We start from the raw sequence: 16,813 nt of genomic DNA, 5'->3' as shown, positions 1-16,813 counted from the left end.
CGTCTGTGTTAGCAGTGGGCGATATGTTACGAAGGTTTATCAGGCGAGTCACCTGCGGCCATCACTTAGGGCAAGCAGTCTGCTAGAATACCGGCTTTCTTTTATCCCGCGAATCGACAACCAAATGGTATGACTATGACGGCAGAGTGGATTGCTATCGGCCTTCTGGCCCTTCTTGTCCTTGTGTTTGTTCTGGATGTGGCCGCCAACCGTCGGCGTGTGCCGCGGCCGAAGCCGGTGCCTCAGAAGAAGCCGGAAGCGCCGGAAGGTGCCAGGCCCGAGGTTGGCGAGGAGAAGGAAGCCGCGCCCGATAGCGCTCCGGTTGCCGAAGCGCCCGCAGCGGAGCAAGCCCCGGTTGAAGCGCCGGCCCCTGCGGAGCCAGCTCCGGAACCAGAACCAGAACCTGAAGCGCCTCAGGTCAGTGTTTTCGAACGTATCCGTCAGGGACTGGGTAAAACCCGTGCCAATCTGACAGGTGGCTTTGCGGATCTGTTCTCCCTTGGCAAGAAGGTAGACGAGGACCTGCTGGAGGAGATTGAAACCACCTTGCTGATGGCAGATGTGGGGGTGACTGCCACTTCGGAAATCATTGATTCCCTGACTGACAAGCTGGAGCGTAACCAGCTCAAGGACGGCGAGGCCCTGCGCCAGGCCTTGCGGGAGGAGCTCCACGGTCTGCTGGCGGACGTGACCAAACCGTTGGAAATCGATACCGCCAAGAAGCCATACGTAATCCTGATGGTCGGCGTCAACGGCGTTGGGAAAACCACCACCATTGGCAAGCTCACCAAGCTGTTCCAGCGCGACGGCAAGTCGGTAATGCTGGCGGCGGGGGATACCTTCCGGGCAGCCGCTGTTGAGCAGTTGCAGGTTTGGGGCGAGCGCAACAGCGTGCCGGTAGTGGCGCAGCACACTGGTGCCGATAGTGCTTCGGTAATCTTCGATGCGGTCCAGTCGGCCCAGTCCCGCGATGTTGATGTGGTGATTGCCGACACCGCCGGACGCCTGCAGAACAAAGACAATCTGATGAGCGAACTGGAAAAGGTTGTGCGGGTGATAAAGAAGCTGGACGACAGCGCACCTCACGAAGTCATGCTGGTGCTGGACGCCGGTACCGGCCAGAACGCCCTGAGCCAGGCCCAGGTTTTCCAGCAGGCGGTGGGGGTCAGCGGTATTACCCTGACCAAGCTGGACGGCACTGCCAAGGGTGGTATTGTGTTTGCCATCGCACGGCAGTTGCAGTTGCCCATCCGGTACATCGGCGTGGGTGAGCAGGTGGATGATCTGCGCAGCTTCGATGCCCGAACCTTCGTGAATGCGCTGTTTGACGAAAGCCCGGAGAAGTAACCCTCGATGATCGAGTTCCGCCAGGTCACCAAACGCTACGACAGCGACCATACCGCGCTGCGCCAGGTCAACTTTGGTCTGGAACGCGGTGAGCTGGCGTTCCTCACCGGCCATTCCGGTGCCGGTAAAAGTACCCTCCTGAAGCTGATTATGGTGATGGAGCGCCCCAGCGCCGGTGAGGTAATAGTCGGTGGGCAGGTGCTCAATACCCTGCCGCGGCGCCAGGTGCCTTACATTCGCCGCCACATTGGTGTGGTGTTCCAGAATCACCAGTTGCTGTTTGATCGCACGGTGTTCGACAACGTAGCCATGCCCCTGGAAGTAATGGGCACGCCTGCCCGCGATATCGGGCGCCGTGTTCGTGCCGCCCTCGACAAGGTAGGATTGCTGAACAAGGAAAAGATGAACCCCTTGCAGCTGTCCGGCGGTGAGCAGCAGCGGGTAGGCATAGCCCGGGCCGTGGTGAACAAGCCGCCGGTGCTGCTGGCGGATGAGCCCACCGGTAACCTGGACCCGGAACTGTCAGCCGATATCATGCGGCTGTTTGCGGAGTTCAGTCAGGTGGGGGTCACGGTTTTGATCGCCTCCCACGATATTGCCCTGATCAATGATCTCGGTCGTCGCACGCTGACACTGGAGCAAGGCAGGCTGGTGTCCGGCGTCGGCGCCGGGGGAGGTGGGCGTGGCTAATGATCCCCGCAGGCAGCAGAGCCGGGGCGCGAAAAGTGCACGCTCTCCCTGGCGCGAACAGGCCGAGAGTTACCTGAGTCATCATCGCAAAGTGGCCCGGGACAGCGCCCAAAAGCTGTGGCAGTCCCCGATTGCCAGCATGATGACCTGGACGGTGATGGGCGTTGCCCTGGCGTTGCCGGTTGCGCTGATGTTGTTGCTGGCCAGCCTCGAAGGTGTCAGTGCCGGTTGGGAAAGCTCCGCGCGAGTGACCGCCTACCTGAACGATTCCGTGTCTATTGAAGAGGCGCAGGCACTGCAAGCCGAGGTGGCTGATGACAGCCGCGTGGCGGAGGTGGAACTGATTGACCGGGATACCGCGCTGGGTGAATTTCGTGCCTCTTCCGGCCTCGAGGATGCTCTGGATTACCTTGATGAGAATCCGTTGCCGCATACGCTGCTGGTGACGCCCAGTGAAAGCTCCCGAACTGCCGACGGCGTGGAAATGCTGTTGACGGTTATTGAAGGGTTGGATGGCGTAGAGCGTGTACAGGTGGACCTTGGCTGGCTTCAGCGTCTCAATGCCATGACAGATCTGCTGGGCCGCGCGGTCTGGGCGCTGGCGCTGTTGCTGGCAGCGGCCGTGGTGCTGGTGATCGGCAACACGGTGCGCCTTTCTATCGAAAATCGTCGCGACGAGATTCTGGTAGCCAAGCTGGTGGGTGGTACCGATGCCTTTGTGCGCCGGCCATTTCTCTACACCGGCGCCTGGTTCGGTCTGGGAGGTGGTATAGTGGCGTGGATCCTGCTGCAATTATCGCTCTGGTGGCTCAGTGGGCCGGTGGAGCGCCTGGCGGGTCTTTATCGCAGTGAATTCTCCCTGAACGGGCTGAGCTTCGACGGCGCGCTGGCATTGATAATTGCCGCCATGTTGTTAGGCTGGCTTGGCGCCTGGGTTGCGGTGAAACGTCATCTCGACGATATAGATCCCGGCGAGATTGCCGGCGGGTGATCTCCGGTTTCGGAAATACCGTATTGAAAACACAGGCTCTGCTGGCGTAGGTTGAAGGCAGAGTCAGAAAAGCAGCCTTATTTCCATTTTGTTGATTTTAAACGTTTTAGTGGGAATATGGGGAACTTGCAGAGTACTTGGCGGTCAACAGTTAGATTGATATATTTATTGGTCGTCATGTTCGGAGGATAAAGCATGGGTACGAATCTACAGATCATCGACAGACTGGTTCCGGGCGCCAATCTTGAGTCCTATATTCAGGCGGCCAGCCGCATTCCGGTGCTTTCTGTCGAGGAAGAGCGCAGTCTAGCGGAGCGTTTGCATTACGACGGTGATGTGGAAGCGGCGCGTGAGCTGGTTCTTTCGCATCTGCGCTTCGTTATCCATATTGCCCGCAGCTATGCCGGCTACGGCCTGTCCCAGGCTGACCTGATCCAGGAAGGCAACGTTGGCCTGATGAAAGCGGTCAAGCGCTTCAACCCGGAATACGGCGTGCGGCTGGTGTCATTTGCAGTACACTGGATCAAGGCCGAGATTCACGAGTTTATTCTGCGTAACTGGCGCATCGTCAAGGTGGCCACGACCAAGGCCCAGCGTAAGCTGTTCTTCAACCTGCGCAGCCAGAAGAAACGTCTGGCGTGGTTGAGCCATGATGAGGTCAACGCTGTGGCCAGCGATCTGGGCGTCGAGCCCAAGGTGGTTCGCGAAATGGAAGGCCGGCTGGCGTCCCACGATACGGCTTTCGATGGGCCCCAGGATGATGACGACGACAATGCCTATCAGGCACCGGCGTATTATCTGGAGGATCATCGCAGTAACCCGGCTACCCAGTTGGAGCAGTCGGACTGGACGGATGATTCCAATGGTCGGTTGATGTCGGCGCTGGAGCTGCTGGACGAGCGCAGCCAGGATATCCTGCGGGAGCGCTGGTTGTCAGACAGTAAGTCTACCTTGCATGAACTGGCTGACCGGTACGGCGTGTCTGCTGAGCGTATTCGTCAGTTGGAGAAGAATGCCATGAAGAAGATCCGTACCCAGATGACGACGGAAGAGGTTGCCGCTTAAGCCTGGAAAAATGTCAGGCTTTGTCAGAACGCCACCACCCTTTGCGGGGTTGGTGGCGTTTTTGTTTGTATAATCGAACTCTTGTGAGTTAACTCAAGCTTTCGGGCCGAAGTAAGTGGGCAGGCCCTTCCAAAACGCGCCTAAAGACGTCCCTGTGCGGCTCGAGCTCCGCCATCCATGGCTCCGCACGGTTTTGGAAGGGCCTGCCCACTCACTTCTTCCGGTATTTGAATTAGGGACTGATAAAGTCATGACTACGAGATATTTGCGGATCGCCTTTTTGGGAATTGGTTTGATGGGCACGCCCATGGTTCGGAACCTTCTGAACGCGGGTTATCCAATGACATTGTGGAACCGCACCGTGAGCAAATGTGAGCCTTTCACACAGGAGGCAACGATTGCAGATTCACCTAAAGACGCTGTCCGTGACGCTGACGTAGTGATCACCATGTTGGAAAACGGAGACGTGGTGGACAACGTGATGGTGGAGCAGGGTGGTATCGGCGTGCTCAAGGCCGGGGCGGTTTATATTGATATGAGTTCGGTGCAGCCTTCGCTGGCCCGGCGACATGCGGCTCTGGCGCAGGAGCAGGGCGCCGGGTATGTGGATGCGCCGGTGTCCGGAGGTACCGTTGGGGCGGAGCAGGCCACGCTGAGCATTATGGCCGGGGGCTCTGAGGCGGATATTGAGCGGGTTCGGCCCGTGTTTGAGGCGCTGGGGAAGTGCACGCCGATAGGGCCTGTGGGTGCCGGGCAACTGGCCAAGCTGGCCAATCAGGCGATTGTGGGCATTACCATTGGCGCGGTTTCCGAGGCTTTGTTGCTGGCGGCGCAGGGCGGGGCTGATCCTGCCGCCGTGAGGGAGGCGCTGATGGGTGGTTTTGCAGGCAGCCGGATTCTGGAGCTGCACGGCCAGCGCATGATTGACCGGGATTTTTCTCCCGGGGCACCGGCGCGGATTCAGCTCAAGGATCTGCGTATGATTCTGGATGAAGCCCGCTCCGAGGGGCTGACGCTGCCGCTGGCGCAGCAGGTCCACAATGAATATCAGAGCCTGGTGGCCAACGGGCACAGTGATGTGGACCACAGTGGTCTGCTGCTGGAACTGGAACACCTCAACGGAGCCCTGTTGGGCTCCTCGCCGGCGACCAAACGCAAGGGATAAGCGCCATGCCTGTATTTGCTGCCAATCTGTCCATGCTGTTTACCGAGTCGGGTTTCATGGACCGTTTCCGGCTTGCACGGGAGGCGGGGTTTACCGGTGTCGAGTACCTGTTTCCCTACGACTGGCCAGCGGAAGACCTGAGGCGGGAGCTTGATGACAATGGCCTGAAGCAGGTGTTGTTCAATCTGCCGCCCGGTGACTGGAGCGCGGGGGAGCGAGGTATTGCCTGTCTGCCAGACCGTGTGGATGAATTCAGGGAGGGTGTGGATCAGGCCATTCGCTACGCCCGGGCCCTGGACTGCAAGCAGCTCAACTGTCTGGCGGGGATCCGGCCGGACACACTGGATGAGTTGCAGGCCTGGCAGACGCTGGTGGACAATGTGAATCATGCTGCCGCACGGCTTGGAGACCAAGGCATGACTCTGTGTCTGGAAGCCATAAACTCGCGGGCGGACATGCCGGGTTTCTTCCTGGATACCTCCGCCCGGGTAATGCAGCTGATCGAGGCCGTTGATGCTGGCAACGTGAAACTGCAGTATGACCTTTATCACATGCAGATCATGGAAGGGGACCTGATCCGTTCGGTCGAGTGCCTGCTGCCGTGGATCGGCCATATCCAGTTTGCCGATAATCCGGGCCGCCACGAGCCGGGTACCGGGGAAATTAACTTTCGGAATGTTTTCGCAGCCCTTGATCGCTTGGGGTATGGTGGCTGGGTGAGTGCGGAATATCGCCCCAGCGGCGACACGGCGGCAAGTCTGAACTGGTTTCGGGAGGGAATCTGACCGTCGCCATTGGCGACACCCTCTTACAAGATCGTAACTGGCCGGCAATCGATGTTCTTCGTACCCTAGCTGTTAATGTAATCCGCTAATCAGGAGGATAACCGGTGAAAGCACTGGTAATTGAAGACGATCAGGACGTGGCCAACTACCTTGTCAAAGGGCTGAAAGAGTCTGATTTTGTCGTGGATCATGCGGCGGATGGCAAGGACGGCATGATGATGGCTGCCAGTGAGGACTACGACATCATGATCGTTGACCGCATGCTTCCGGGCATGGACGGCCTGGCCATTATCAAAACGGTGCGGGCCACCGGTAACCAGGTGCCAGTGTTGATTCTCAGCGCTCTGGGTGATGTGGATGACCGTGTTGAAGGTCTCAGAGGTGGCGGAGACGACTACCTGACCAAGCCTTTCTCCTTCACCGAATTATTGGCCAGGATAGAATCCCTGGTGCGGCGTAACCGCCAGTCCGCGGAAACAGAGACGGTGCTGCGCGTGGCGGATCTGGAAATGGACCTGCTTGCCAGAACGGTCAAGCGGGCAGGACACAATATCGACGTTCAACCCCGGGAATTCCGACTGCTGGAATACCTGATGCGCAATGCCGGACAGGTGGTCACCCGTACCATGCTGCTTGAAAAGGTGTGGGACTATCATTTCGACCCCCAGACCAACGTGATCGATGTGCATATCAGCCGCCTGAGGGCAAAGATCGACAAGGAATTCGATACCCCTTTGCTGCAGACCATCCGGGGTGCAGGATACATGTTGCGTGAAACTGCTTAGCCAGCTCAGAACCTCATCGTTCCAGTTAGCCTTGCTGTATATGGTGGTGTTCGCCACCTCGGTTTTCCTGTTGCTGGCGTTTATCTACTGGCGCACAGCAGGGTTCATGACTGCACAGACCGATGAAACCATCGAGGCTGAGATTGCCGGTCTCGCCGAGCAATACCGCGGCAGCGGTATCAATGGCCTGATTTCCATCATCCGCGAACGTGTTGCCCGCGACCCCAACGCCAAATCCATTTATCTGCTCACCACCGACGACTTTCTCAAGCTTGCCGGCAACATTGACACCTGGCCCAAGGGTTCACGGTCGGAAAGTGGCTGGATCAATTTCACACTGGAAGAATCCGTGGGTTGGAAGGGGCCCGAGCGGCTGGCCCGTGCACGTATATTCGAGGTTCAGGGTGGTTTGCGCCTGCTGGTTGGTCGCGATGTGGACGAGCTTACCAACCTGAAAAAAGTGATTGAAACAGCCATCAACTGGGGTATGGGCATCACCCTGGCTCTGGCATTACTGGGCGGTTTCCTGATGAGCCGCAGCACTACCCGGCGGATTGAAGTGATCAACAACACGTCCCGACGAATCATGAACGGGCATCTGTCTTTGCGGATACCTACCCGGGGTACCGAAGACGATTTCGACCAGCTGGCGGAAAACCTCAACCAGATGCTGGACCGGATTGTGTACCTGATGGAAGGCATTCGCCATGTTTCCGACAGCATCGCCCACGACCTGAGAACGCCGTTGACCCGCCTGCGCAACCAGCTGGAAACTACCCTGATGTCTGTGGACAACGACGAGGCCAGGGAGCAGGCTGGAAAGGCCGTGGCGGAAGCGGATCAGTTACTGGCCACTTTCAACGCCCTGTTGCGGATTGCGCGGTTGGAAACACGTGGTAATACTTCGGACATGAAGCAGGTTTCCCTGGGAGAGCTCGTCAGCGACGCCTGTGAACTTTACGAGGCGCTGGCGGAAGACAAGGACCAGGATTTCGAGCAATCCCTGGAAGACCAGGTGGTGATCGAGGGCGACCGGGATCTGCTGTTCCAGATGGTCAGCAACCTGATTGACAATGCCATCAAGTACACGCCTGAAAAGGGCAGGATCCGGGTTAATGTTCGCAAGGAAGGGAACGATGCGATATTCGAGGTAGGGGATAGCGGTATCGGTATTCCCGATGAGGAGAAAGACCAGGTGTTCCAGCGTTTCTACCGGGTGGGCAAGAGCCGGTCATTGCCGGGCAACGGGCTTGGCCTCAGCCTTGTCAGTGCCGTTGCCGAGATACACCAGGGGACCATATCCCTGAGTGACCATCATCCCGGCGAAGAATATCCGGGCCTGATGGTAACGATTCGTATGCCGGCCTATTCACCGAACCGGAAACGCCTGAAGGATACCCAGACGATTCCGGCTTCTGAAACCGGAGAGCAAACCTCTCCGGGCGAGCTCAAGGGTGCGTGATCAGTCAGTTGCCGGAAACACCCCGGAACTGGTTTACACGGCTGACCAGAGGCTTGATCAACGGATCGGTGCGGGTTTCGATGGCGTTCAGCAGGCCGTCGATCTGTGAACGACGGCGATCAAATTTCGCCTGAATGCTGTCCCACTCGCCTTCCAGGTGTTTCTGCTCGAGCATGATGAAAGCCGCCAGATTGTGGCGGTTAAGTTTGCCGGTAATGCCGTACTGGTCCAGCCGGTAGCCGATACTGTCCAGGCCGTTAAGCGCAGTGTTGATAAGCTTTTGAGTGTTCATGTCGGTGCCCCGTTTGCTCGGAAAGAGTCGATCGATAACTGCTTAATCTGGTAAGACCTTTATTTACCATGAACGTTAACGCCGCGCTCTAGAGTGAACAACCTAATATCTGTCCTGAAAAAAACGTAATCGTGCAGCCACTGCCGTGTAACCTCGACTGTGGATAATGGAGGGTGTAGTTATGGAAGCCGGCGGAAACTCCGCTTGCTTCTCCCTCCAGCACAGCGCTAGCCTTACCCCGTTTTTACGGGGTTTTTTTATTTCTACTCGATGATTTTAATATGGCCAGAACCCGCTACATAACAGCCGAGGGCGAACAGGCCCTTCGGGAAGAGCTGCGTTACCTCTGGAAGGAGAAACGTCCGGAGGTGACACAGGCCGTCCGTGAGGCAGCTGCCCAGGGAGACCGTTCCGAGAACGCCGAGTACATATATGGCAAGAAGCAATTGCGCGAGATTGATCGCCGCGTGCGGTTCCTCACCAAGCGGTTGGATGAGCTGACAGTCGTGGACCGGTTGCCGGACGATCGTGGCAAGGTATTTTTTGGTGCCTGGGTCACCATTGAGAACGAGGAGGGCACCGAAAACACCTACCGTCTGGTCGGGCCTGATGAGTTCGACCTGTCGCGGGGCTACCTCAGCATCGATTCCCCTATGGCCCGCGCGCTCCTCGGAAAGCGTATCGATGACGAGGTTGGTGTGCGGACGCCGGACGGTTGGAACCACGTTGTTATTACCGGAATCCGCTACGAGCCCCTGACATCCGACTAGTGAGGAGTGTCACCAAACTGACGACTGGCCGGGTTTTTTGTCGTGTTCGGCGATAGGATGATCAAAAATTGTCAGCCCTGGCGCGACATGGAACAAAAGGCACGGTTATGGGTGGATTCGATTCGATAAGGACAGCAATCGGTCTGGCAACTCTGGAGACCATTCCCTGCAACCCCGTGACTCCCGGACACTCCCACGGCAATAACTACATTATCCGGCCACCAACCAACCGGAATTACGGCGCGTTCAATACCACAACCACCGAACGATAATTCCGCTACCGCTTCAGGCGGCGACGATCCCTTCCGACTCAGGCTTGCCCAGTACATCCTCGTAAAAGAACGCAAGAGCCTGTTTTGCCTGATTCATGCGCGCCCGTGAGACTTGCAGGCGCTCGCTGAGATATGCCAGAAAAAGCTGCCGGTCATCAGCCTGCAGTGTTTCCGGATTCTTCAGGCCGTTAAACAGAACGAACCGGGAAATCCAGTGCAGATAGGTCTGCTCTGCGCGATGGTTGAGCTGGTGTTTGCGGATGGCGCCAGTCACTCGACTGACGAGGCCGGGCTGGGACTGCTCCAGTGCCTCTGTAATATCCATGATGCGTCTTCCCTGTGAGCCGTTTTTCTTATAATGCGCGCATCTTATGACAATCGTTTGACCGCCGCAAAAACTTTCACAGGGAGAATTGATTGAGAGCAAAAATCAGTATGACTGTTGCTCTCGTGACTGGCAGGCCGTGTGATTACTTCAGGGCTTCCAGTTTGTCGATGTACTTCTGCATGGCTTCCTCGGAAGAAGTGCCCTTCACCTTTTCCCAGGCGTCGTACTTGGCACGGCCAACGAAATCCATCATGCCCGGGCGCTTGCCGCTGACATCACCCTCTGTGGCCTGCTTGTAGAGTGCATAGAACTCGAGCTTAAGTTCGTTGGACGGCTTGAAGTCGCCCTCGGCGTTCTGGATGTAGTTTACGGCTTCGTCGAAACGGGTTTTCAGGTCACTCATGTGGGGTTCCTTTCTGCTGGTGTTGAATTCCGTTACTTACGGTTGCGAGAAGTATATCCAGAGCTGATGGTGACGTCATTGGCTGATCATTCCAATTGGTTCCGCATTATCGTCACTGGCGCTTTTGTAGGGTCAAAACATCGAAGATTTGGCAATTCTTTGCCCCGCGCCGGATTTTGCCGGAAGCTGGCCAGTTTTTGCTTGAGTACCCGATTTATCCTGTGTAAAGTTTTGCCCGTAGCGTGCCAGGGAGGTGCGCACAATGGACTGTACTACAGCAACTGAGTTTGCATATGGACAACAGGGAGCAAGCGCATGTCTTCAAAAGACGGTTCCGTAGCGCCTAAAGAGCGCATCAATATCAAGTATGTCCCCGCCACCGGTGATCAGCAGGCTGAAACAGAACTGCCGCTGAAAATGTTTGTCGTTGGTGACTTCAAGGGGCAAGCCGAAGAAACTCCGATCGAAGACCGTAAAGCCATTTCCGTCGACAGGAACAACTTCCGTTCTGTGATGTCGGAAGCCGGCCTCACCCTTTCTACCACGGTCACCAACAAACTGGGCGAAGAAGCCGACGAACTGCCGGTCAACCTCGAATTCCAGACCCTCGACGACTTTTCCCCGGACAGTATCTCCCGCCAGGTACCGGAGCTGAAAAAGCTGATTGAGCTTCGCGAAGCACTGGTTGCCCTCAAGGGTCCGCTGGGTAACGTGCCATCGTTCCGTTCCAAGCTGCAGGAACTGCTGGACAACGAGCAAGCCCGGGACAAACTCCTCCAGGAGCTTGACCTGGCCACGGATGAAAGCGGCGAATAATCCGGGCTCTTGATTCGAATTCTGTCATTTGCTGGCAGGTTTCACTTTTCTATTAAAACGTACTGAAGGGATGTGGTATGTCTGATACTGCTGAGCGGCAATCTGCTGCCTCCGAATCCGTTGTGGATGATCGTCAATCCGGAGCTGAGGGCTCTCTGCTGGACCAGGTAATGGCCAACAGTCGCATGGCGCCCGCCGACGAAGGCTACGATGTGGCGCGCCGCGGCGTGGCGACGTTTATTTCCAACCTGCTGAAAAGCGACGAGAAAGGCCAGCCGGTCAACAAGGCTCTGGTGGACCAGATGGTGGTCGAGCTGGACCGCAAAATCAGCGCCCAGATGGATGAAATCCTGCACGCACCGAAGCTGCAGGAACTGGAATCCTCCTGGCGCGGCCTGAAACTGATGGTTGATCGCACCGATTTCCGCGAGAACATCAAGGTGGACATTCTTCACGCCACCAAGACCGAGCTTCTGGAAGACTTCGAGTTTGCGCCCGACCTGACCCAGACCGGTTTCTACAAGCACATCTACTCCACCGAATACGGCCAGTTTGGCGGCGAGCCGGTGGGTGCCGTGGTTGGCAACTACGCGTTTACGCCATCCACTCCGGACATGAAGCTGCTGCAGTACGTGTCTTCCGTGGGAGCCATGGCCCACGCACCGTTCCTGTCCTCTGTCGCGCCGTCTTTCTTCGGTGTCGATAGCTATCAGGAGCTGCCGGCCATTAAGGAGCTGAAGGCTGTTTTTGAAGGCCCGAAGTACACCAAGTGGCGCTCCCTACGTGAATCGGAAGACGCCCGCTACCTGGGCCTGACATCACCACGCTTCCTGCTGCGGGTGCCTTATGACCCCACCGAAAACCCGGTGCGCAGCTTCAACTACAAGGAAGACGTGTCCGGCGAGCACGAGCATTACCTGTGGGGCAACACCGCCTACCTGCTGGCCACGCGCCTGACAGAAAGCTTCGCCAAGTACCGCTGGTGCCCGAACATCATCGGCCCGCAAAGCGGTGGCTCGGTAGAAGACCTGCCGGTTCACACCTTCGAATCCTTCGGCCAGCTGGAAGCAAAGATTCCGACCGAGGTGCTGATCACCGACCGTCGCGAATACGAAATGGCCGACGAAGGCTTCATTGCCCTGACCATGCGCAAAGGCAGCGACAACGCCGCCTTCTTCTCTGCCAACTCGGTGCAGAAGCCCAAGCAGTTCCCGAACACCAAGGAAGGCAAGGAAGCGGAAACCAACTACAAGCTGGGTACGCAACTGCCTTACATGATGATCGTGAACCGCCTGGCGCACTACATCAAGGTACTGCAGCGTGAGCAGATTGGTTCCTGGAAAGAACGCCAGGACCTGGAGCGGGAACTGAACACATGGATTCGCCAGTACGTGGCCGACCAGGAAAACCCACCGGCGGATGTCCGCAGCCGTCGCCCCCTGCGTGCCGCCCAGGTCACCGTCTCCGATGTTGAAGGCGATCCGGGCTGGTACCAGGTATCACTGGCGGTTCGTCCGCACTTCAAGTACATGGGTGCGAACTTCGAGCTGTCACTGGTCGGCCGTCTGGACAAGGACTAACCCGTGTTGGGGAACACCGGCGCTGACGGTGTTCAGGCTTCGGGCGGCAGCCTGTTCGAACGTCTGGAGCAGGCTGCCGAACCCGTGGGGCAGTGCATGGGGGAAGAGACCCATGTGGTAGATTCCATCAAGCGCCACCTGGTTCGCCTGCTGAATGCCCATCCGGGCAATAGCGAGAGCGTGCCGGACCTGGGGCTGGTGGATTTCAACGATGCCACTCTTGGTACCCATGACCTGAGCATTCGTATTCGCAGCGCCATACGGCAGTGTATTGAGAAGTTTGAACCCAGGGTGAACCGGGTGGATGTGATGGCAATGCCCCAGGGGCCGGATCCATTGCAGTTGCGGTTCCAGGTGACGGTCTACCTGAAGGTGGGTTCGGAAGACGATAAGACGACCATTGATTTGTTATTGGATGACAAGCGCTATTACAGAGTTGTGTAAATAGCTGGCAGACACGGATGAGAGTGGGGGTGCAGGCAGGCTTTCCAAAAGTGTGCGGAGCCATGGATGGCGGAGCTCAAGCGCCCCATGGATGGGCTTGAGCGTCTTTTGGAAAGCCTGCCTGCACCCCCGCTCGGAGTCAGCGGGGACGGCGATACCTTTTCCTCTGGGAAAAAGAACTCGCTTCGCTCAGACACCTTTTTCCCGGCGGAAAAGGCATCCCCGTCCCCTCGGCCGAACTTTGGTGCAGTAGTTTTATGAAGTTAAACCGATTTTACAGGGATGAATTAAGCTTTTTGCGATTGCAGGGACGGGAATTTGCGGATGCACATCCGCAATTAACTCGCTTCCTGTCAGAACAGAGCACAGATCCAGATGTCGAAAGGCTGCTGGAAGGCTTTGCCTTTTTGACCGGGAAGCTTCGGGAGAAGGTCGAGGACGAGTTTCCGGAGCTGACGCATTCGCTGTTGAACATGCTGTGGCCGAACTATCTGCGGCCGGTGCCCAGTTGCACCATTATGCGGTTTGATCCGCAACTGCATGCCATCAGTGAGCGCCAGCGGGTTGAGCGGCATACTGACATCAAGAGCCGGCCGCTGGGAGACGCCACGCGGCAGACCCAATGCCGGTTCCGGACCTGTCGCGCGGTGGATGTGTTTCCGGTGAGTGTGGCGGATGCCCATGCGGAGCATTCGCGGGAAGTGTCGTCTGTGACAGTGGACCTGGCTTTGCATAGCGACCAGCCACTGTCTTCCTTGGGCCTGGATAACCTGCGGTTTTACCTGGGTGGCGAGAGCCATGTTTCCGAAACGCTGTACCTGTGGCTGAATCACTACCTGAAGCGCATGGAGTTGGTGGTGGGGGATTTGGTGTTTTCCATTCCGGCCAGCCACCTGAAGCCGGTGGGGTTTACCAGTGATGAAGCCCTGTTGCCGTATCCCAAGAACGCCTACCCGGGCTACCGGATTCTGCAGGAGTACCTGAGTTTTCCCGAAGCGTTTCGATTTGTGGATATTCAGGGCCTGAAAGCGCGGTTGCCGGCGGTGCAGGCGGATGAGGTCAGCCTGCGTTTCCACTTCAGCCGGATTCTGCCGCCGGACGCGAAGATCCGGGCGGAGAACTTTCAGCTTTACTGCACGCCGGCCATCAATCTGTTTAGCCACGAGGCCGATCCGGTGGACCTGAACGGTCGACAGACAGAGTACCGAATTGCGCCGTCCAGCCGCTCGCCGGAACACTACGAAGTGTTCAGCATCGAGCAGGTGGAGGGCTGGCTGGAAGGCCGGTCGGGGCGCGGAGAGCCGCGGTTGTACACCGCATTTGAGAGTTTCCAGCATGAGGTGGAACGGGATCGTGGCCGTACTGCCTTATATTACCGGGTGAAGGCCCGGGAGAGTGTGCGTGGGGATGGGTTTGATCACTACATTTCCTTCGTGCGCGGGGATGAGTCCGAGTGCATGAACCGCCAGGAAGCGGTATCGCTGACGCTGACCTGTACCAACCGACAGTTACCGCATCAATTGGCCGTAGGTGAAATAAGCATGGCAACGGAGACCACGCCGGCGTTTGCGTCTTTCAGCAATATTACCCGGCCCACCCAAACCCTGCGGCCGACACTGGATGGCAGTCTTTTGTGGACACTGATCTCCAACCTGTCCCTGAACTATCTGTCGCTGCTGGATGTGGACGCCCTGCGAACGGTACTACGGGTCTATGATTTCCGCGCTTTGGTGGATCGCCAGGCGGAGCGGGTGTCCCAGAAGCGTCTGGCCGGCATCCTGGATATTGAAACCACGCCGGTTGACCGGATGGTGCGGGGGCTGCCCGTGAGAGGCATTCGCTCGGTCATGCGGCTGGATCAGCAGTCGTTCGCTTCGGAAGGCGATCTTTATCTGTTCGGCACGGTGCTCAGCCAGTTCTTTGCACTCTACGCCAGTATTAACGCATTTCACCAACTGGAAGTGGTGAATACAGACAACCAGGAACGGTACACATGGATGTTACAGCAAGGGCAGCAGCCTCTGATGTAGCCGAGCTGCAGCCCGTTCTGGGCAATGCACGGCGCTACAGTTTTTTTCAGCTGGTGGATCTGATTCATCGTCACCACGGTGATGACCTGGAGCGGTCCCAGGACGAACAGCCCCAGCACGAGCGCATTCGCTTCTCGGCATCGGCAGGGCTGGGTTTCCCCGGCAGCGATGTGGTGTCGGCGGCGTCACCGGAGCATGAACATGCGCCCTACCAGCTGGAAGTCAGTTTCCTGGGCCTGCACGGTTCCCAGTCGCCTCTGCCGGGTTACTACCTGGAAGACCTGGCCTGGGAAGCAGGGCAGAACCTGGGCATTCGCCGCCACTTTCTGGATTTCTTCAATCACCGACTGGTGACCCTGTTTCACCGGGCGTGGCGCAAGTACCGCTATTACGTGCGCTTTCAGCCGGAAGCCTCGGATGGCTTTTCCGAGCATATCTTTTCCCTGGTTGGCCTGGGAGACCCGCAGGTCCGGGCGGCCACACCGGTCAACTGGTCCAAGATGCTGGCCTACGCCGGGATGATGGCAGGCCGCAGCCGCTCGCCAGAGGTGGTCAGCGGCATCATCGGTCACTGTTTTGATCTCGACGACGTGGGCATTGAGCAGTGGGTGCTGCGAAGGGTGGAGATTCCCCAGGACCAGCAAACCCGCCTGGGGCAGGCCAATGCCTCCCTGGGAGAGGACACATTGGTCGGCTCCGGCATTCGCGACCGCAGTGGCAAGTTCACCCTGCGTATCCGTAACCTGTGCCGGCAGCGCTTCGCGGACTTTTTGCCCAATGGAGAGGACCACGACCGCCTGGTGAAACTGGTGGAGTTTGTCACCCGGGAGCAACTCGCCTACGACCTGGAGCTGCAGATGCGCCCCAGCGACGTCAAGCCCCTGCAAATGGGAGCTGACGTGCGGCTGGGCTGGAACTCGTTTGTAACGCCGGAAAAGACCAGCAAGCTGCCAGCCGTGCGGCTGCAGATACGCCGCTAGGACCAATGGATTGAAGACAAGGAAACCGGATATGGAACATCAACCAACCTGCAGCCTGAAACTGGTGGTCAGCAACCCCACTCAGGTCGCCAGTGGCCTCGCCCGGGAACATGTGTTCGGCGTCAACGGCGGCTCAATCGGCAGCGCTGGTAGCGACACCTGGCAGTTGTCGTCCCATCGTACCGGCGCCGTGGCGGGCCATGCCGAAGTTCGCTTCCTGGACGGCGTGTTCTGCCTGATCGACCGCAGTGGCCGCACCTACATCAACAGCGGCACCCAGCCGGTGGGCCGTGGACGCCGGGCCCGCCTGAAGAGCGGCGACACCATCACCATTGGCCGGTACCGGCTCACGGCGGAAGTAATCAGCGGCCAGCGCCAGGAGGGCACCCTGCCAGAGGAGGCCGAAGATGCCAGCCTGGTGAACGTGGACGAAGGGGAGCTGATGCGGGCCGAAGAGCGGCAACCGGAAACCGTTGGCGAGGAACCGCTCCAGGGTTTGCAACCGGCACCGGGTGAAAACTTCAGCGACGACCCTATGCAGGCCTGGACTGACCATGCCCGGGGCCATGACGAGGATATCAGCCGTGAGCAGCATTCCCTGCTGGCGG

The 16,813-nt window shown here is 57.9% G+C and carries 18 protein-coding genes; 15 read left to right on the top strand and 3 right to left on the bottom strand.

Translation table 11 applies throughout. The features are described from left to right. The first annotated feature begins 135 nt into the window (after nt 1–135). The 8 genes from ftsY (at nt 136) to ACESMB_RS00965 (ending at nt 8,290) form a co-directional block, all read left to right on the top strand. Nucleotides 136–1,347 (top strand): signal recognition particle-docking protein FtsY, encoded by a 1,212-nt coding sequence (ftsY, locus tag ACESMB_RS01000; protein WP_372925717.1) that lies wholly within the window; start codon nt 136–138, stop codon nt 1,345–1,347. A gap of 6 nt (nt 1,348–1,353) precedes the next feature. Continuing rightward, nucleotides 1,354–2,037, top strand: a complete 684-nt coding sequence (ftsE, locus tag ACESMB_RS00995; RefSeq protein WP_372925718.1) for a cell division ATP-binding protein FtsE — start codon at nt 1,354–1,356, stop codon at nt 2,035–2,037. Further along, nucleotides 2,030–3,028: a permease-like cell division protein FtsX gene (gene ftsX, locus ACESMB_RS00990; RefSeq protein ID WP_372970740.1), complete on the top strand. Its 999-nt coding sequence runs from the start codon at nt 2,030–2,032 to the stop codon at nt 3,026–3,028. Before ftsE ends, ftsX begins: the two co-directional genes overlap by 8 nt. A 195-nt stretch (nt 3,029–3,223) precedes the next feature. Then, a complete protein-coding gene (gene rpoH / locus ACESMB_RS00985; RefSeq protein WP_372925720.1) occupies nt 3,224–4,093 on the top strand; it encodes an RNA polymerase sigma factor RpoH in 870 nt (289 codons plus the stop codon). Nucleotides 4,094–4,343: 250 nt separating this feature from the next. Further along, on the top strand, nt 4,344–5,258 hold the full coding sequence (locus ACESMB_RS00980; RefSeq protein WP_372970739.1) for an NAD(P)-dependent oxidoreductase: 915 nt from the start codon (nt 4,344–4,346) through the stop codon (nt 5,256–5,258). A gap of 5 nt (nt 5,259–5,263) precedes the next feature. Next, nucleotides 5,264–6,043 (top strand): hydroxypyruvate isomerase, encoded by a 780-nt coding sequence (gene hyi / locus ACESMB_RS00975; protein WP_372970738.1) that lies wholly within the window; start codon nt 5,264–5,266, stop codon nt 6,041–6,043. 104 nt (nt 6,044–6,147) lie between these two features. After that, nucleotides 6,148–6,828: a winged helix-turn-helix domain-containing protein gene (locus ACESMB_RS00970; RefSeq protein WP_372925723.1), complete on the top strand. Its 681-nt coding sequence runs from the start codon at nt 6,148–6,150 to the stop codon at nt 6,826–6,828. After that, nucleotides 6,815–8,290 carry an ATP-binding protein gene (locus ACESMB_RS00965; protein ID WP_372925724.1) on the top strand — a complete coding sequence of 492 codons (1,476 nt, stop codon included), beginning with the start codon at nt 6,815–6,817 and terminating at the stop codon, nt 8,288–8,290. Before ACESMB_RS00970 ends, ACESMB_RS00965 begins: the two co-directional genes overlap by 14 nt. A gap of 4 nt (nt 8,291–8,294) precedes the next feature. Here the strand turns inward: ACESMB_RS00965 and ACESMB_RS00960 are convergent, their stop codons facing one another. After that, entirely contained in the window at nt 8,295–8,582 is a 288-nt protein-coding gene (locus ACESMB_RS00960; RefSeq protein WP_372925725.1) for a hypothetical protein, read from the bottom strand. A gap of 281 nt (nt 8,583–8,863) precedes the next feature. On the opposite strand from ACESMB_RS00960, the gene greB reads away from it, so the two are divergent. Beyond that, a complete protein-coding gene (gene greB / locus ACESMB_RS00955; RefSeq protein ID WP_372970737.1) occupies nt 8,864–9,352 on the top strand; it encodes a transcription elongation factor GreB in 489 nt (162 codons plus the stop codon). Nucleotides 9,353–9,637: 285 nt separating this feature from the next. Here greB and ACESMB_RS00950 read toward each other — a convergent pair whose 3' ends face one another. Together ACESMB_RS00950 and ACESMB_RS00945 are read right to left on the bottom strand one after the other, a co-directional pair. Further along, on the bottom strand, nt 9,638–9,949 hold the full coding sequence (locus ACESMB_RS00950; RefSeq protein WP_372970736.1) for a site-specific integrase: 312 nt from the start codon (nt 9,947–9,949) through the stop codon (nt 9,638–9,640). Between the two features lie 145 nt (nt 9,950–10,094). After that, nucleotides 10,095–10,355 carry an acyl-CoA-binding protein gene (locus ACESMB_RS00945; protein WP_250088345.1) on the bottom strand — a complete coding sequence of 87 codons (261 nt, stop codon included), beginning with the start codon at nt 10,353–10,355 and terminating at the stop codon, nt 10,095–10,097. Nucleotides 10,356–10,670: 315 nt separating this feature from the next. On the opposite strand from ACESMB_RS00945, the gene tssB reads away from it, so the two are divergent. From tssB to ACESMB_RS00915, 6 genes are all read left to right on the top strand, one after another. Beyond that, nucleotides 10,671–11,171, top strand: a complete 501-nt coding sequence (tssB, locus tag ACESMB_RS00940; RefSeq protein WP_372970735.1) for a type VI secretion system contractile sheath small subunit — start codon at nt 10,671–10,673, stop codon at nt 11,169–11,171. A gap of 77 nt (nt 11,172–11,248) precedes the next feature. Beyond that, on the top strand, nt 11,249–12,751 hold the full coding sequence (gene tssC / locus ACESMB_RS00935; protein ID WP_372927516.1) for a type VI secretion system contractile sheath large subunit: 1,503 nt from the start codon (nt 11,249–11,251) through the stop codon (nt 12,749–12,751). A 3-nt stretch (nt 12,752–12,754) separates the two neighbouring features. Continuing rightward, on the top strand, nt 12,755–13,195 hold the full coding sequence (gene tssE, locus ACESMB_RS00930; protein ID WP_372927515.1) for a type VI secretion system baseplate subunit TssE: 441 nt from the start codon (nt 12,755–12,757) through the stop codon (nt 13,193–13,195). A gap of 257 nt (nt 13,196–13,452) precedes the next feature. Further along, the gene (gene tssF, locus ACESMB_RS00925) at nt 13,453–15,225 is read left to right on the top strand and encodes a type VI secretion system baseplate subunit TssF (protein WP_372927514.1); all 1,773 of its coding nucleotides are present in this window, start codon (nt 13,453–13,455) and stop codon (nt 15,223–15,225) included. Then, nucleotides 15,189–16,205 (top strand): type VI secretion system baseplate subunit TssG, encoded by a 1,017-nt coding sequence (tssG, locus tag ACESMB_RS00920; protein ID WP_372970734.1) that lies wholly within the window; start codon nt 15,189–15,191, stop codon nt 16,203–16,205. Before tssF ends, tssG begins: the two co-directional genes overlap by 37 nt. A gap of 31 nt (nt 16,206–16,236) precedes the next feature. Further along, nucleotides 16,237–16,813, top strand: a 577-nt coding sequence (locus ACESMB_RS00915) for an FHA domain-containing protein (protein WP_372970733.1), incomplete at its 3' end; no start/stop codon positions are given.

The sequence above is a fragment of the Marinobacter sp. genome (genome assembly GCF_041686475.1).
GTDB lineage: Bacteria > Pseudomonadota > Gammaproteobacteria > Pseudomonadales > Oleiphilaceae > Marinobacter.
Note: the sequence above shows the minus strand (reverse complement) of the source record. Positions and strands in the feature narration are given on the sequence as shown.

What these genes read in the sequence shown, in the direction of transcription:
- ftsY (WP_372925717.1), top strand. Translation starts at nt 136, where the DNA reads ATGACGGCAGAGTGGATTGCTATCGGCCTTCTGGCCCTTCTTGTCCTT.
- ftsE (WP_372925718.1), top strand. Translation starts at nt 1,354, where the DNA reads ATGATCGAGTTCCGCCAGGTCACCAAACGCTACGACAGCGACCATACC.
- rpoH (WP_372925720.1), top strand. Translation starts at nt 3,224, where the DNA reads ATGGGTACGAATCTACAGATCATCGACAGACTGGTTCCGGGCGCCAAT.
- ACESMB_RS00980 (WP_372970739.1), top strand. Translation starts at nt 4,344, where the DNA reads ATGACTACGAGATATTTGCGGATCGCCTTTTTGGGAATTGGTTTGATG.
- hyi (WP_372970738.1), top strand. Translation starts at nt 5,264, where the DNA reads ATGCCTGTATTTGCTGCCAATCTGTCCATGCTGTTTACCGAGTCGGGT.
- ACESMB_RS00960 (WP_372925725.1), bottom strand. Translation starts at nt 8,582, where the DNA reads ATGAACACTCAAAAGCTTATCAACACTGCGCTTAACGGCCTGGACAGT.
- greB (WP_372970737.1), top strand. Translation starts at nt 8,864, where the DNA reads ATGGCCAGAACCCGCTACATAACAGCCGAGGGCGAACAGGCCCTTCGG.
- ACESMB_RS00950 (WP_372970736.1), bottom strand. Translation starts at nt 9,949, where the DNA reads ATGGATATTACAGAGGCACTGGAGCAGTCCCAGCCCGGCCTCGTCAGT.
- ACESMB_RS00945 (WP_250088345.1), bottom strand. Translation starts at nt 10,355, where the DNA reads ATGAGTGACCTGAAAACCCGTTTCGACGAAGCCGTAAACTACATCCAG.
- tssB (WP_372970735.1), top strand. Translation starts at nt 10,671, where the DNA reads ATGTCTTCAAAAGACGGTTCCGTAGCGCCTAAAGAGCGCATCAATATC.
- tssC (WP_372927516.1), top strand. Translation starts at nt 11,249, where the DNA reads ATGTCTGATACTGCTGAGCGGCAATCTGCTGCCTCCGAATCCGTTGTG.
- tssF (WP_372927514.1), top strand. Translation starts at nt 13,453, where the DNA reads ATGAAGTTAAACCGATTTTACAGGGATGAATTAAGCTTTTTGCGATTG.
- tssG (WP_372970734.1), top strand. Translation starts at nt 15,189, where the DNA reads ATGGATGTTACAGCAAGGGCAGCAGCCTCTGATGTAGCCGAGCTGCAG.